The sequence below is a fragment of the Aureimonas pseudogalii genome (assembly GCF_014196835.1).
In the GTDB taxonomy this organism is placed as follows: Bacteria; Pseudomonadota; Alphaproteobacteria; order Rhizobiales; family Rhizobiaceae; genus Aureimonas; species Aureimonas pseudogalii.
This window is the reverse complement of record NZ_JACIEK010000001.1, coordinates 884160-898985: the sequence shown is the minus strand read 5'-3', so window position 1 is coordinate 898985 and position 14826 is coordinate 884160. Positions and strand designations below refer to the sequence as shown.

The window sequence follows — 14826 nt, the reverse complement described above, 5'->3', positions numbered from 1 at the left end:
CCGGTTGCCCGGACCGGCCGACCGCATCGGCCTCACTGTCGGCGCGCCACGAAGAGGTTCTCCCGCATGAAGCGTCTCCCCGCATTTCTCGGTGCGGCTCTCGCCGCCGCCGCCCCGCACGCGGCGCTGGCGCAGGACAAGGTCGTCAACGTCTACAACTGGTCGGACTATATCGACACCTCGACCGTCGACGCCTTCACGAAGGAAACGGGTATCCGCGTCGTCTACGACGTCTACGATTCCAACGAGATCCTGGAGACGCGGCTTCTGGCGGGCGGCAGCGGCTACGACGTGGTGGTGCCCTCGGCCGAGTACATGGCGCGCCAGATCGAGGCCGGCGTGTTCCAGAAGCTCGATCCCGCCAAGCTGCCGAACCTGAAGAACATGTGGCCCCTCATCACCGAGCGCGTCGCCGCCTACGATCCCGGCAACGCCTACTCCGTCAACTATATGTGGGGCACCACCGGCGTCGGCTACAACGTCGCCAAGGTGAAGGCGATCCTGCCCGACGCGCCGGTGGACAGCTGGGCGCTGGTGTTCGATCCGAAATATGCCGAGCCCCTGTCGAAATGCGGCATCGACATGCTCGACGCCCCCGGCGAGATCATCCCCGCGGCGCTGCGCTATCTCGGCCTCGACCCCGATGCGCGCGACGCCGAGACCATCGGCAAGGCCGAGGAACTCCTGATGAAGGTGCGCCCCTTCATCCGCCGCTTCCACTCCTCCGAATACATCAACGCGCTGGCCAACGGCGACATCTGCGTGGCCGTCGGCTTCTCCGGCGACGTCTTCCAGGCGCGCGACCGGGCGGCGGAAGCGGGCGCCGGCGTCGAGATCGCCTACGCCATCCCCAAGGAGGGCGCGATGATGTGGTTCGACCAGATGGTCGTTCCCACCGATGCCCCCCATGTCGACGCGGCGCACCAATTCATCGACTACTTGATGCGGCCGGACGTGATCGCCAAGGCGAGCAACCACACGAGCTACGCCAACGGCAACCTCGCCTCGCAGCCGCTGATCGAGCCCAAGATCATCCAGGATTCGGCGATCTACCCGGACGCGGCGACGCTCGCCACGCTCTTCACCAAGAAGCCCTACGACGCCCGCTCCCAGCGCCTCGTGACGCGCGCCTTCACCACCGTCAAGACGGGGCAGTGACGCCCGCCTAGGAAGGCGCGCGCAGGCGTGATCCTCACACGGGAAGCATCGGGAATCGAATGGCCTCGGCATCCAAGTCTCTCGGCAACATCCGCCGATCCTTCGAACCCTGGAACGATCCTGCGGCCAAGCCGCTGATCGAGTTCGACCGCGTTACCAAGCGGTTCGATGGCTTCACCGCCGTCGATGACCTGTCGCTCGGCATCTACGAGCGCGAGTTCTTCGCGCTGCTCGGGCCCTCCGGTTGCGGCAAGTCCACGCTGCTGCGTATGCTCGCCGGCTTCGAGGAGCCGAGCGAGGGCGACATCCGGCTGGCCGGGCAGAGCCTACGGGGCGTGCCGCCCTATCGGCGGCCGCTGAACATGATGTTTCAGTCCTACGCGCTCTTCCCGCACATGAGCGTCGAGAAGAACATCGCCTTCGGCCTGCGCCAGGACGGCATGGCGCGCTCCGAGATCGACGCGCGCGTCGCCGAGATGCTGAAGCTCGTGAAGCTCGAGGCCTTCGCCCGCCGCAAGCCGCAGCAGCTTTCGGGCGGGCAGCAGCAGCGCGTGGCGCTGGCGCGCTCGCTCGCCAAGCGGCCGAAGGTGCTGCTCCTCGACGAGCCGCTCGGCGCGCTCGACAAGAAGCTGCGCGAGGAGACGCAGTTCGAGCTGATGGACCTGCAGCAGGAGCTCGGCCTCACCTTCGTCATCGTCACGCACGACCAGGAGGAGGCGATGACCATGTCCGACCGCATCGCCGTGATGCGCGCGGGCAAGCTTTGCCAGGTCGCGACGCCCGGCGTCATCTACGAGGCGCCGAGTTCGCGCTACGTCGCCGATTTCGTCGGCAACGTGTCCTTGATCGAGGGCGTGGTGGAGAGCGCGTCGAACGGCGTGGTGCGCCTCGCCACCCCGGTCGGCACGATCGAGAGCGAGAGCAGCGCGCCGGCCACACCCGGCATGACCGCCGCCTTCGCCATTCGGCCCGAGAAGATGCGCCTGTCGCGTCAGGTGCCCGGCGACATCGGCGTCAACGCGCTGCGCGGCACGGTGTGGGACATCGCCTATCTCGGCGACGTGACGCTCTTCAACGTCAAGCTCGACGGCGGAACCATGGTGCGCTCCACCGTGATCAACGCCTCGCGCATCGCACCCGAACAGATCGCCTGGGACGAGGAGGTCTGGCTCACCTTCCCGCGCGACGCCGGCCTGGTGCTGGTGCAATGAGCGAGACGCCATCTCCCGCACGCCCTCTCGCGGTCGGTCGTACTGGCGGCACGCGCCGCCGCGACGGCTGGTGGACGGGCGTCGTGATCGGCGTGCCCTATCTCTGGCTCGTCGTCCTCTTCCTCGTGCCCTTCCTCATCGTCTTCAAGATCTCGCTCTCCGAGACCGCGATCGCACAGCCGCCCTACCTGCCGGTGTTTCCGCTGGACAGCCTGTCCGGCTTCATCGAGAGCGCGCGGGACTTGAGCGTCCAGTCCTATCGCTGGCTCGCCGACGATCCGCTCTATCTCAACGCCTACGTCTCGAGTCTTCGCATCGCCGCCGTCTCCACGGCGCTGTCGCTGCTCGTCGCCTATCCGCTGGCCTACGCGATGGCGCGCGCCTCGAACGGGCTGCGCCCGATCCTCGTGATGCTGACGATCCTGCCGTTCTGGACGAGCTTCCTCATTCGCGTCTACGCGTGGATCGGCATCCTACGCAACGAGGGCTATCTCAACCAGGTCCTGCTCTGGACCGGCCTCGTCGACACGCCGCTGCAGATCCTCAACACCAACACCGCCGTCTATATCGGCATCGTCTATTCCTACCTGCCCTTCATGGTGCTGCCGATCTACGCCAGCCTCGAGCGGCTGGACGGGCGCCTGCTGGAGGCGGCGGCCGATCTCGGCTGCACGCCGATCCGGGCGTTCTGGCGCGTCACCTTCCCGCTGTCGCTGCCCGGCGTTCTCGCCGGCGCCTTCCTCGTCTTCATTCCCGCCGTCGGCGAGTTCGTGATCCCCGATCTCCTTGGCGGATCGCAGACGCTGATGATCGGCAAGACGCTGTGGGACGAGTTCTTCGCCAACCGCGACTGGCCGGTCTCCTCGGCGGTGGCGGTGATCCTGCTGCTGCTTCTCGTGGTGCCGATCGCGCTGTTCCAGCGCGTCCAGGCCAAGACCGTCTGAGGAGGCCACCCTGCAACGCCGCCTGACCGCCTTCAACGTCGCCTCGCTCATCGTCGGCTTCGCGTTTCTCTACGTGCCGATCGTGCTTCTCGTGGTCTACTCGTTCAACGCCTCGCAGCTCGTCACGGTGTGGGGCGGCTTCTCGACGCGCTGGTACGGGCAGCTCGCGCAGAACCGGCTGTTTCTCGACGCCGCATGGGTCACGCTGCGCGTCGCCTTCCTCTCGGCCTGCGCGGCCACGGTGCTCGGCACGCTGGCGGCGATGGCGCTGGTGCGCCATGCCAGGTTTCCCGGGCGGTTCCTGTTCTCCGGCATGGTGTTCGCGCCGCTGGTGATGCCCGAGGTGATCACCGGCCTGTCGCTGCTGCTGCTCTTCGTCGCCATCGGCTTCGATCGCGGCTTCTGGACGGTGACGATCGCCCACACGACCTTCACACTCTGCTTCGTGGCCGTCGTGGTGCAATCGCGCCTCGTCTCCTTCGACCGCTCGCTGGAGGAGGCCGCGCAGGATCTCGGGTGCCCGCCGGCCAAGGCCTTCCTGCTCGTGACGCTGCCGGTGATCTGGCCGGCGGTCGCCGCCGGCTGGATGCTCGCCTTCACCCTGTCGCTCGACGATCTCGTGATCGCCAGCTTCACCTCGGGCCCGGGCGCGACGACCCTGCCGATGCGGATCTACAGTCAGGTCCGGCTCGGCGTGACGCCGGAGATCAACGCCATCTCGACGATCCTCATCGGCGTCGTCGCGGCCGGCGTCGTCGCCGCCTCCTTCGTCACCCGCCGCCAGGAGCGCCAGCGGCTGCGCGACGAGCGTATGGCGGCCGAAGGCGCCTGACGAGCGCGCGCCCGCCGGTTCAGGGCCGGCAGTCGCAGGCCTTCGCATGCGCCGCGGCGATCGCCTCGAACGTGGCGGACATCGCCGCCCGCAGCGGATCGGCGGGTTCGAGCGCCGCGACTCGCAGATAGTCGAGCGCCTCGAGATCGGCGAAGGCCCCCTGCAACGCGAGGCGCAGCCGCGGGTCGCGGATCGGCGAGGCCGTGGTCGCCAGCCGTGGGCGGATCTCGGCGAGGCGCGCGATCACCGGTCGCGGCGGCGCGGCTGGCGCGACGCTGCCGGTGATGACGCTGTCGGTCGGCCCGGCATCAAGGCTCGGGGCCGGATCGGCCTGCGGAGCCGGCGCGAAGAGCCCCGCAGCCTCGATCGCGCCCGCAAGACGATCGACGGCGGCGAGAATGTCCGCCTCGCTCGACAGCGCCCGCGTCTCGTCCAGCCCGAGCGGCGGCAGGTCGGGGTCCGTCTGCCCCTCCGACAGGCGGGAGGCCTCGTCGCCCCGGTTGGCCATCAGCATCGGCGGGCCCATCGCCTCGCGGCCGAGACCGACGGTGGAGCGCAACGTCTGTGCGACGATCCCGGCGTCGGGCCTGTCCGCGGGGGCGGCCACGGGAACGGGAACCGGCTTCAGCGCGTCGAGCGCGCTCTTCAGGCTCTGCCGGGCGGCCTCGGTCTGCACCGCGAGGTCGCCGGCGCGGCGGTCGGGCCCGATCGCGATCGTGTCGGCCTGGCGCTTCAGCGTCGTGAGATAGTTGTCGATGCCCGAGCAGAGATAGGGCGAGGGCCCCTGCGTCAGGAAATCGGCGAGGTCCTCGCGGATGCGCGCGGCGACCCAGCGGGCGTTCGCATCGGCCGGGGCCGCGCCCATGCGCGCGCCCCGGCGCGCCAGCGAGGCGGCGCTGCGCAGCGCCGCAGCCTCCGTCGTGCTGCGTGGGCGCGGCGGAGGCGCGAAGACCAGCGCCCCTGGCAGATCGCTCGGGCGTGCCCCGGCATCCGTCGCGGCCGGCGCCATGGCCGCCGCTTTCAGCGCGGCATAGGGGCCGGCGAGGATGTCGGCGAAGGCGGCGTGGAAGGTTTCGGCGCAGCGGGCCGGCGTGACCGTGGATTTCGCGCGCGGCGCGGCGGCGAGCGTCACCGAACCACCGGCCGTTTCGACGCGCCCGGCTTCGGTGACCGACGAGGCGGCAGCGGCCGGCGCGAGCGCACCCAGCGCGAGGCCGGCTGCGAGAAGGGTCGAGGAGAGGCGGAGGGACGCGGGGCGGCGGCTGGGCTTCGAGTGCAAGGGTCGGCTCCGTTTTGGCGACGGACCCGCCTCGCGGCGGCATCCGTCAGATCGGCTCCGCCGGAGATCCCACGGTCATCACCGGCTTCGGCCATTCGCCCCGCAAGGTGAACCGAAGGGGTTGCGATGTGGTGAAGGAATCCTGACGACCCGACGCCTCGATGCGCGGCGACTGCATGTTGCCGGCGATCTGGAGCCCGTCGCCGCGCAGGTCGAACTGGCCGGAGGCCGCGATCTCGCCGTCCTGCATCACGGCGGCGATGTCGTCGAAGCGCACGCGCGTTCCCAGCGACTGGGCCTTGATCCGGATCGACTGGAAGGGGGCGCCGGCGCTGGCGACGGAGAAATCCAGAGCGTGACGACCGGCGCTCTTCAGCAGCGCCGCGTCGATGCCCTGCAGCGCGCCGTCGCGGATCTCGGCGGTGAACTCGCCGCGGTTGGAGGCGAGGATCTGCCCCCAGTTTCCGGCGGGGCTGCGCAGCGTGGCGCCGATCAGCGCGCTGCCGGAGGCGAAGGGCAGCGGCTCGTTGACGAGCGCCGCGACCTCGCCGACCCCGGCGTCGCGCACTCCGGCGGTGACGATGAGGGTCGGCACGTCGGCGCGCGCGTCGAGCGTCACCCGCATCTGCCCGCGCCCACCGAGCACCGCCATGTCGCCGACGTCGATCACGCCGACGCCCGACGCCATCTTCACGGTCGCGGCGACCTCGCTGGCGCTGGCTCGCCCGAGCGTCGCCCGGCGCGCGGAGAGCCGCAGATCCATGTCGAGCGCGCGGATGAAGCTGCTGCGGATCGGGCGCTCCAGGTCGATCAGGGTGCGCGGCGTCGGGGCGATCGCCTGCGACAGGACGCCGAAGTCGAGGCGGTCGAAGGCGAGTGTTCCCGACAGGCTGGCGCGCGCGCCGCCGCGCGGCAGGATCGCCTCGAGGGCGCCGCGCGCCTCGTTGCCGCCGAGATCGAGCTGCGCGGCGCCGAAGCTCACGCGATCGCTGACGAGCTGGATCTGCGTCTCCAGCGACACCGCGCCGATGTCGGGAAGCGTGAGCTGGCGGGTGCCGAGCCAGCGGATGGCGCGCGACAGCGACGGGGCGGCGACGCGAAGCCCCCCTGCGAGGTGCAGGCTGTCGCCGGCAGCCCCGCTGCCGGAGAAGCCGAGCTCGAGCGCTGGCGAGCTCACCTGCAGGGCAAGCGCGCTCGGCGTGCCCGCCAGGAAGTCGAGCGGGCTGTCGAAGCGCCCGTCGATCTCGGTCGGCTGGCCGTTCCAGACGTAGGATCCGTCGACGATGGCCGGCGCCCCGCCGCCCGCCCACTCGAAGGCGAGATTGACGTTGGAGACGCCGCCGCCCCGGCCGGCGAGCCGGAACAGGCCGTCGCGCACATGCAACTCGTGCAGCCCCTCGAAGCGCGACAGGAAGAAGGCGGCGAGATCGGAGGCGCGGCGCGTGTCGACCTGCCTGTCGGCGGGGGCGGTCGGTTCGCTCGTGCGCGGCGCGGCGGGCGCGGCGGGCGGGGCGGCTGCGGGAACTGCGGCGACGACGGGTCCGAGCGCCACCAGTTCGGGCCGCACCAGCGTCACCCGGTCGATCTCGGTGCGCCCGAACAGGGCCGAGACCAGATCGAAGTCGGCGTCGATCCGGTCGACGTCGAGCGCCAGCGCCTCCTCGCCGGCCGCCGTGCCGATGCGCACGTCGACGAGCGAGACGCTGGCGCGCGGGAACAGCGAGAAGCGCGCTTCGCCCTCGACCCGCACCGGGCCGCCGGTCAACCGTGCCAGCCTCTCTTCGATAGCGGACCGGGCCGAGGGGAGCGCGAGCGAGACCGAGGAGACGAGAAACGCCGCCGGCAGAAGGAGGCAGGCCGCCACGACGGCGCCGAGCATCAGGCGGCGTGTCGGCAGGGTGCGAGCGCGGCTGCGGCCAACCGGGGGGTGTGGGGCCGGGTCTGGCGCGTCGGTCAAGCGGTGGTCCTTCGAAGTCCGGCCGGAAAGCCGTGGAAGCGAAAACGAAAATGGGGCAGCGCGCCGGAAACGGCGGCCCACGGCCTGCTCGCTCTATCCCTAGAATGCGCCGGCCCGATGGCGACGGCAAGTCGCCTCGCGTGTGCGGGGGCGGGCCGGGATCAGCCGGAGCGCCGCGTCTCGTCGGCCAGCAGCGAGCGCGTGAGGAGGATCACGGGCAGGATGCCGGTGAGGACGATGAGGAGGGCGGCGATCGCCCCGTCCTCGAAGGCGGCGCGCGAGGCCTGCGCATAGACGAAGGTCGCCAGCGTGTCGAAGTCGAAGGGGCGCAGCAGGATCGTCGCCGAAAGCTCCTTCGCCGCCTCCACGAAGACGAGAAGGAACGCCGTGAAGACGGCCGGGCGCATCAGCGGCAGCAGCACCGCGCGCAGCGTTTCCCCCGGCCCGCGGCCGAGCGTTCGCGAGGCCATGTCGAGATGCGGCGAGAGCTTGGCGAAGCCGCTTTCGAGCGAGCCGTGCCCCATCGCCATGAAGCGGGCGGTGCAGGCGAAGACGACCGCAAAGCCCGAGCCCGACAGGAGAAGCCCGGTGGAGACGCCGAAGCTCCGGCGCATGAGGGCGTCGAGGCCGTTGTCGAAGGCGGCGAGGGGGACGAGGATGCCAATGGCCAGAACCGTGCCGGGAATGGCGTAGCCGAGCGCCGCGACGCGCGAGACGGCGCTCAGCGTGCGGTCGTGCGTCAGTCGCGCGCCGTAGGCGAGCAGGAAGCCGATCGCGACGGTGGCGAGCCCCGTGGCGCTCGCGATGGCGATCGTGTGCCAGAGCGCGCGCCAGAGCACGGGATCGAGGAGATCGCCGAGGCGCCGGGCGGCGTATCCGGCGAGAACGACGAGCGGGATGCCGAAGCCCGAGACGATCGGCAGGGCGCAGGCGAGCGCCGCCGCCGCCGCGCGCCAGCCGGTGAGCCGCTCGGGCGGCGCGCGCATTCGGTCGGCGCGCGCCGCCGTGAAGCGCTGGCGCCGGCGCGCGAACCGCTCCACCCCGACGAGGAGAAGGATCACCGCGAGCATGAGGAGCGCGAGCTGCGTGGCGCCTTCCAGATCGCCGCGGTTGAGCCAGGTGGAATAGACCGCGAAGGTCAGCGTCTGGACGCCGAGATGCTCCACCGCGCCGATGTCGTTCACCACCTCCATCAGCGCCAGCGCGACGCCGACCGCGAGCGCCGGCCGGGCCATCGGCAGGAGCACGACGAAGAACACCCGCGCGGGGCCGGCGCCGAGCGTTCGCGCCACGTCCGCCGCCTTGGCGCCCTGCATCAGGAACACCATGCGCGTGGTGAGGAAGACGTAGGGGTAGAGCACCGAGGAGAGCACGAGCACGGCGCCGCCGAGCGAGCGGATGTCGGGAAACCAGTAGTCGGCGCGCGAGCGCCAGCCGAAGGCCGCGCGCAGCGCGCTCTGCACCGGGCCGACGAAGTGCAGCAATTCGTTGAAGCAGTAGGCGGCGATATAGGTCGGCACGGCCAGCGGCAGCACCAGCGCCCAGCAGAAGACGCGGTGGCCGGGAAAGCGGAAGCTCGTGGTGAGCCAGGCCGTGACGACGCCGGTCGTGCCCGTCGCGAGCGCCACGCCCGCCATGAGACCGAGTGTCGTGGTGCCCGATCGCGGCAGGACGGTGGCGGCGAGATGCCGGAAATTCGAGAGCGACCCCGAGAGGGCGATCACGGCGAGCGCCACCACAGGCATTGCCACGAGGGCGGCCAGAAGGAGCGCGGCGAGAAGGAACGGGCGCTCCGGCGACGCTGCGAAGCCGGCGCGCGGGATCGGGCGAGCCGGACGGCTCATGGCGGGCTCATGAAATGCAGGAGGGCGAACGGCCGACGACGCCCGCTCCCGAAGGGAGCGAGCGCCGCTGCGGCGGGGCATCGGCGGGCGGCGCGCGGCCGATCCGCCGGGACGGGATCGGACCTGCGGGACCGGACTCGCGCCCGGTCCCGGCGCCGATCAGGACTGCGGACCCTCGTCGAAGCGCACCTCGTCGATGAGCGCCGAGGCCTTGGACCGCTGGGCCGCGATGTCGTCGAGCGACAGCGTGTCGGGCTTCAGCTCGCCGAAGGCCTTCACGGCGGGCGAGAGCGCGACGCCGGGCTTCAGCGGATACTCGTAGTTGGTCTCGGCGTAGATGCGCTGCGCCTCGTCGGTGGTGAGAAATTCCATCAGCTTCACCGCGTTGTCGCGGTTCGGCGCGTTCTTCGCGAGGCCCATGCCGGAAATGTTGACGTGCGTTCCGCCGGTCTCGAAGGCCGGCATCACCACTTTGATGGCCTTCGCCCATTCCTTCTGCTGCGGCTCCTTCTCGTTGGTCTGCATCAGGCCGACATAGTAGGTGTTGCCGATGGCGATGTCGCACTGGCCGGAGGCGATGTTGCGCGCCTGGTCGCGGTCGCCGCCCTCGGGCGCCGTGGCGAGATTGTCGCGAAGTCCCGTCAGCCAGGTCTTGGTCTTCTCCTCGCCGTGATGGGCGAGGAAGGCGGCAATGAGCGCCACGTTGTACTGGTGCTGGCCCGAGCGGATGCAGATCCGGCCCTTCCACCGGGGGTCGGCGAGACTCTCGTAGGTGATCGGCTCGTCGCCGACGCGCTCCGCGGACGCGTAGACGACGCGGGCGCGCGCCGTCACGCCCGACCACTCGCCTGCCTTGTCGCGGAATGTCGCGGGAATGTCACGCTCGATCACGGCGTCCGCCAGCGGCTGCAGGATGCCGGCCTGCTTGGCAGCGTAGAGGCGGCCGATGTCCACGGTGAGGATCACGTCGGCCGGCGAATTGGCGCCCTCGGCCTTCACCCGCTCTTCCAAGCCCTTCTCGATGAAGATCGTCGCGGTGGAAAGCCCCGTCTCCTTCGTGAAGGCGTCGAGCAGCGGCTGGATCAGCGCGGGCTGGCGCGAGGAGTAGATGTTGACGTCGGCCGCCAGCGCCGGCGCGCCGATCGCGGCACCCGTCGCCGCCAGAGCCAGCGCCGCGGCGTGTCGCAGGAAGGTGGGATGCATGGCAGAACTCCGCTCGTCGGTCCGGATCGCAGCCGCTTCGTCGCGTGAACGCGACGGGCGGCAGGTGGCGAGGGGATGACATGACCGCCTCGCTCAAGTTTTCGATGTCGGAATCGATCGCGTGGTGCAAGTCCTTCGCCAGTAACGAGGTCGTGTAATGCGATCTAGAGTGATTCTAGACCGTGAACTCACGCCTGAAAAAGTATAGATCACTTATCATTCAAGATCAGTCCGCGAGAACGCGCTGCGCCGGAAAGACGATCTCCACGGAGGTTCCCTCGCCAGGCGTCGAAGCGATGGAGAAGAGGGCGCGGTTCGCCTCGGCCATCGCCTTGGTCAGCGGCAGCCCGAGGCCGGTGCCCTCGCCCTGGCCGAGTGCGGCGGCGTTCACCTGCTGGAAGGGCGTGAGGGCGATCTCGATCTCGCGCTCGGTCATGCCGATGCCGCTGTCGCGGAAGCGCAGCGTGACCTCGCCGCCCTTGCCGTAATGGGTGGAAGCGACGATCTGGCCGCCGGCGGGCGTGAAGCGCACCGCGTTGGCGATGAGGTTGAGCGCGATCTGCCGGACCGAGCGCCGGTCGGCCACCACGGGGGGCACGGAGGCCGGCAGCACCGAGCGCACGATGACGCGCTCGCGATTGGCCTGCGGCTGCATCAGCGACACCACTTCGGCCACCACCTCGTTCAGCGAGACCGACTCGAAGGTGAGCTCGACCTTGCCCGCCTCGATCTTCGAGATGTCGAGAAGATCGTTGACGAGATCGAGCACGTGGTGGCCCGAGCGCTTGATGTCGCCGAGATACTCGAGATAGCGCGCATGGCCGATCGGGCCGAAGCATTCCGAGGCCATCACGTCGGCGAAGCCGATGATGGCGTTGAGCGGCGTGCGCAGTTCGTGGCTGATGTTGGCGAGGAAGCGGCTCTTGTGGAGGCTCGCGTCCTCGGCCTGACGCCGCGCCGCCACGAGGTCGGTCTCGGCGTGCTTCCACTGGGCGATGTCCCGGATGACGACGCACCAGCCGCGGCCGTCGGCCAGCCGGCCGAGCGTCACGAAGAGCGGGATCGTGGCGCCGCCGGCCGCGACCTTCGCGCTCACCTCGCGCCCGTCGTTGAGAATCGCGGCGAGCCCGTTGTCGCGCAGCGTCTCGATGTAGTCGAGCGCCGGCTGCCGGCTCTCGGGGGCGAGGAGATCGACGAAGGGGCGCCCGAGATACTGCTCGGCCGCCAGCCCGAACAGGGCCTCTGCCGAACCGTTCATCTTGCGCAGCCGCTCGTCGTCGTCGAGGAGGAGGATGCCGTCGGTGGCGGTGTCGAGCACCGCCTGCAGCTCGTCCCGCTCGCGCCGCAGGTCGTCGATCGACGCGTCGGGAGCCAGCACCTCGGGGGTCAACACGTCGGGGATCGGGGCCGTCGTCTGTTCCGGGGCCGGAAAGGTCATCAGCAGGCAGGATCGGCCCGCCACCGTGATCCGCTGCAGATAGAGGCGCACGCGCTCCTGCGATCCGTCGGCCTTGCGGATCACCGCTTCCGAATCGGTCTCGTCGATGCCGCAGGAGACCACGAGGTGATCGAGGCCGCCGACGGCGTCGAGCGCGTCGAGATCGGGATAGCCGGTCAGCCCGAAGAAGCGCCGATTGGCGAAGACGAGCTGCTCCTGCATCTGAACGAGCGCCGCGAGCGGCAGCGCGTCGAGGAGCGTCTCGAGTTCGCGCGCGGCGGCGAGCGCGGGATCGTCGTCCTCCTCGAAGCCGATGTCGGGCACCTCGGGCAGGGCGCTGGCGAGGATCGGCGGCGCCGCCGCCGGCGCGACGGGGGGCTGCGAGGCGAGGGCGACGAGGCTCGGCGCGCTCGCCGGAAGCTGCAGTTCGGCGCCGATGGCGCGGAACGCCGCCGCCTCGGCGCTGGAGAGCGAGGCCTCGCGCAGGCGCCGCCGATCCTCGGCCTGCTCCGCCTCGTTCGCCGCATCGATCGAGCGCTGCGAGCGCCGTCCGAAGCCCGGGGCCGGCTCGGCGACGATGCGACGGATCTTCGGCGCCGGGCGAAGCGCCGCATCCGCCTCGCCCGTTTGCGACGCTACGATCTCGGGGGCGGGTGACGACGGCTCGGCAGGCGGCGGCGGCGGGGTGGCCTCGACGGGGCGCACGAGAACCAGCCCGAGCGCGTCGGGATCCTCGACATGCTCGGCCGGGCGCACCACGCCGAAGCCGCGGAAGCCCTCGAACCCGCGGTCGCGGCCATAGAGCGGCAGCGCCGCGAGGTCGATCGGCGCACGGCGGTCCGTGCCCTCGATCGGCCACAGGATCGAGCGTCCCGACCAGGTGTCGCGCCGCGCCAGCAGCCGGCCGATGTCGCCGCCCTCGTCGAAGCCGTAGACGGCCGCGACATCGGCGAAGGAGCGTCCGATCACGTCGGCGCTGCGGGGGCCGAGCACGGCGGCGAACTCGGGCGAGAACGAGGAGAAACGGCCCTCGGCGTCGATCTGCCAGACGAAGCGCGCGGGTTCGGCGGTGAGATCGGCTCGGAAATCGGGCGCCGGGTCGCCTGCCGGCGGTGCGGCTTCGCTCGCGACGGGCGGGGCGGGCTGGGGCTGGGCGGCGGCGTGGGGCTCGGCTTCGGGCAAAACCGCTTCGGCCGGCTCGCCTGCGGAAAGCCGCGCCTCGACCGGCTCGTCCCCGGCGCATTCGCCGTCCCGCATTTCAGCGAAATCATCATCGCCGGGCTTCGCAGATGCGACGTCCTCGAGCTCGGCGGGGGTCTCGACGACCGCCACCGGCGCCGTCTCGGGCGCATCGTCGAGCGCAAGGGGAGGGGTCGCGGCGGCTTCCGGCGGTGCGCCCACATGGATGAGCACGAGGCCGTGGGCGACCTCGGCGAAGGAGAGAGCGCCGAACTCGTCCTCGACGGTGAGGCGCGTCTCGCCCGAGAGGAGGAACTCCTGGCCTTGCGCGGCGAGCAGCGGCTCCTCCTCGCGCGACAGACCGGCGGCGGCGGCGACCAGCCCGTCGCGGGCCACAATGCAGGCGGCGGCGTCGCCGAGGCCCGCTTCGGCGATGAGCCGCTCGGCCAGCTGCAGGCGGGTCTCCGCGGGGGCCCACTCGATGCGCACCGTGAGGAGCGCCAGCGGCGTCTCGAAATCCTCGATCCGCTCCAGCCGGGCGAGCACCGCCCGCCCGAGCGCGGCCGAGGCCGGGCGCAGCAGCAGCTGCGTCCGGCCCTTGGCGCGCAGCGTACCGATCGCGGCGGCGATCTGGCGCATCACCGGCTGAGCGTCGGCGCCGTCCGGGGCCTCGTCCGGCGTGCCGCGCAGCAGGGCTTGACCCGCGCCGTTCGCCCAGACGATCCCGCCGAGGTCTTCGGAGAGCACCGCGATCGCGGAACCGAGTGCATTGGCCGTGCGGACGGCCTCGGTGGCCATGAGATCGAGGGGGGCGGGAATGGGCGGGTCTCCGGCAGGTCGAATGCGGTTACTGGAACGTTAATAGGCGCTTGGCATCCGTTAATCCAGAACGCGCGGGCGTGCCGACGCCGGTCCCTGTCGGCACGGTTAAATTCGCGGGCGGCGCGAGCGATGCGAGGAAAAACGGCACCGCGACAAAATCGGACGCACTGTCGCAACCTCGGGGGGAAATGCATGTTAGCCTCCCACTGCCGAAGCGCTTCAGGAGGATGCCCGATGTCCGATACCGAGAACTTCAACAGCAACGAACCCGGCCGCCAGGCCTACGACCAGGCCCAGAAAGCCTTCGACACGATGACCGATCCCAAGGCCTATCGTGACGCGCAGGCCGCGATGGGGCTCGATCCCGCCAAGATGACCGAGGCGTTCCGCACCATGACCGAGCGGTCGATGGAGCAGTCGAAGGACGCCTACGCCCGCATGAAGACCGCCGCCGACCAGGCCACCAAGACGCTGGAGTCGACGATGGAGCACGCCCATAACGGCTCGCTCTCGCTGTCGAAGCGGGCGATCGAGGGTCTGCGGGCGCAGGCCGAGCTGAACTTCGCCCATCTCGAGAAGCTGGCCTCCGCGCGCTCGCTCTCCGAGATCATCGAGATGCAGACGAGCTTCGTGCGCCGCCAGGTCGAACTGGCGACCGACCAGGCCAAGGAAATGCAGCAGATGTCGCAGTCGGTGGCGCGCGACGTCAGCCAGCCGGCACGCGAGGCCGCCGAACAGGCGAGCGGCAAGGACGCGTTCTGACGACAGGCCCTCGCGGCCCTGGCGGAGGCGGCTCTCGTCGCCTCTTGCCACGGCCCGCAAAAAATCCTATTGCGAGGCCTCGGCGGTGAACCCCGCCCGGATGCGGTTGTAGCTCAGTTGGTTAGAGCGTTGGATTGTGGCTCCAGAGGTCGGCGGTTCGAACCCGCCCAACCGTACCATCTTCGTCATCGGTAGCG

10 protein-coding genes and 1 tRNA gene are annotated in these 14826 nt (G+C 70.5%); 6 read left to right on the top strand and 5 right to left on the bottom strand.

Translation table 11 applies throughout. The annotated features are described in order from the left end of the window. Nucleotides 1-66: 66 nt before the first annotated feature. From GGR04_RS04125 to GGR04_RS04110, 4 genes are read left to right on the top strand one after another with little or no spacing between them, the layout of a single operon-like run. On the top strand, nt 67-1158 hold the full coding sequence (locus tag GGR04_RS04125) for a polyamine ABC transporter substrate-binding protein (protein WP_183198117.1): 1092 nt from the start codon (nt 67-69) through the stop codon (nt 1156-1158). Nucleotides 1159-1217: 59 nt separating this feature from the next. Then, nucleotides 1218-2369, top strand: a complete 1152-nt coding sequence (locus GGR04_RS04120; protein WP_183198115.1) for an ABC transporter ATP-binding protein — start codon at nt 1218-1220, stop codon at nt 2367-2369. After that, complete coding sequence (locus GGR04_RS04115) at nt 2366-3313, top strand: ABC transporter permease subunit (RefSeq protein WP_183198113.1); 948 nt, start codon at nt 2366-2368, stop codon at nt 3311-3313. Before GGR04_RS04120 ends, GGR04_RS04115 begins: the two co-directional genes overlap by 4 nt. A gap of 10 nt (nt 3314-3323) precedes the next feature. Continuing rightward, entirely contained in the window at nt 3324-4145 is an 822-nt protein-coding gene (locus GGR04_RS04110; RefSeq protein WP_183199013.1) for an ABC transporter permease, read from the top strand. 19 nt (nt 4146-4164) lie between these two features. Here GGR04_RS04110 and GGR04_RS04105 read toward each other — a convergent pair whose 3' ends face one another. The 5 genes from GGR04_RS04105 to GGR04_RS04085 all read right to left on the bottom strand — a co-directional run bounded on the left by GGR04_RS04105 (nt 4165) and on the right by GGR04_RS04085 (nt 13843). Next, complete coding sequence (locus tag GGR04_RS04105; protein ID WP_183198111.1) at nt 4165-5424, bottom strand: hypothetical protein; 1260 nt, start codon at nt 5422-5424, stop codon at nt 4165-4167. Between the two features lie 46 nt (nt 5425-5470). Beyond that, nucleotides 5471-7381: an AsmA family protein gene (locus GGR04_RS04100; RefSeq protein WP_183198109.1), complete on the bottom strand. Its 1911-nt coding sequence runs from the start codon at nt 7379-7381 to the stop codon at nt 5471-5473. A 161-nt stretch (nt 7382-7542) separates the two neighbouring features. Further along, nucleotides 7543-9225, bottom strand: coding sequence for an ABC transporter permease (locus tag GGR04_RS04095; protein WP_183198107.1), 1683 nt, complete (start codon nt 9223-9225; stop codon nt 7543-7545). 159 nt (nt 9226-9384) lie between these two features. Beyond that, entirely contained in the window at nt 9385-10428 is a 1044-nt protein-coding gene (locus GGR04_RS04090) for a Fe(3+) ABC transporter substrate-binding protein (protein WP_183198104.1), read from the bottom strand. A 226-nt stretch (nt 10429-10654) separates the two neighbouring features. Continuing rightward, nucleotides 10655-13843 carry an ATP-binding protein gene (locus GGR04_RS04085; RefSeq protein WP_183198101.1) on the bottom strand — a complete coding sequence of 1063 codons (3189 nt, stop codon included), beginning with the start codon at nt 13841-13843 and terminating at the stop codon, nt 10655-10657. Between the two features lie 258 nt (nt 13844-14101). Here GGR04_RS04085 and GGR04_RS04080 point away from each other — a divergent pair, with 258 nt between their 5' ends. Continuing rightward, nucleotides 14102-14629 (top strand): phasin family protein, encoded by a 528-nt coding sequence (locus GGR04_RS04080; RefSeq protein WP_183198099.1) that lies wholly within the window; start codon nt 14102-14104, stop codon nt 14627-14629. 102 nt (nt 14630-14731) lie between these two features. Continuing rightward, nucleotides 14732-14808, top strand: a tRNA-His gene (locus GGR04_RS04075). Nucleotides 14809-14826 lie beyond the last annotated feature (18 nt).

Coding starts and splice junctions, on each gene's coding strand:
- GGR04_RS04125 (WP_183198117.1), top strand. CDS start 67: ATGAAGCGTCTCCCCGCATTTCTCGGTGCGGCTCTCGCCGCCGCCGCC.
- GGR04_RS04120 (WP_183198115.1), top strand. CDS start 1,218: ATGGCCTCGGCATCCAAGTCTCTCGGCAACATCCGCCGATCCTTCGAA.
- GGR04_RS04115 (WP_183198113.1), top strand. CDS start 2,366: ATGAGCGAGACGCCATCTCCCGCACGCCCTCTCGCGGTCGGTCGTACT.
- GGR04_RS04095 (WP_183198107.1), bottom strand. CDS start 9,225: ATGAGCCGTCCGGCTCGCCCGATCCCGCGCGCCGGCTTCGCAGCGTCG.
- GGR04_RS04090 (WP_183198104.1), bottom strand. CDS start 10,428: ATGCATCCCACCTTCCTGCGACACGCCGCGGCGCTGGCTCTGGCGGCG.
- GGR04_RS04085 (WP_183198101.1), bottom strand. CDS start 13,843: ATGGCCACCGAGGCCGTCCGCACGGCCAATGCACTCGGTTCCGCGATC.
- GGR04_RS04080 (WP_183198099.1), top strand. CDS start 14,102: ATGTCCGATACCGAGAACTTCAACAGCAACGAACCCGGCCGCCAGGCC.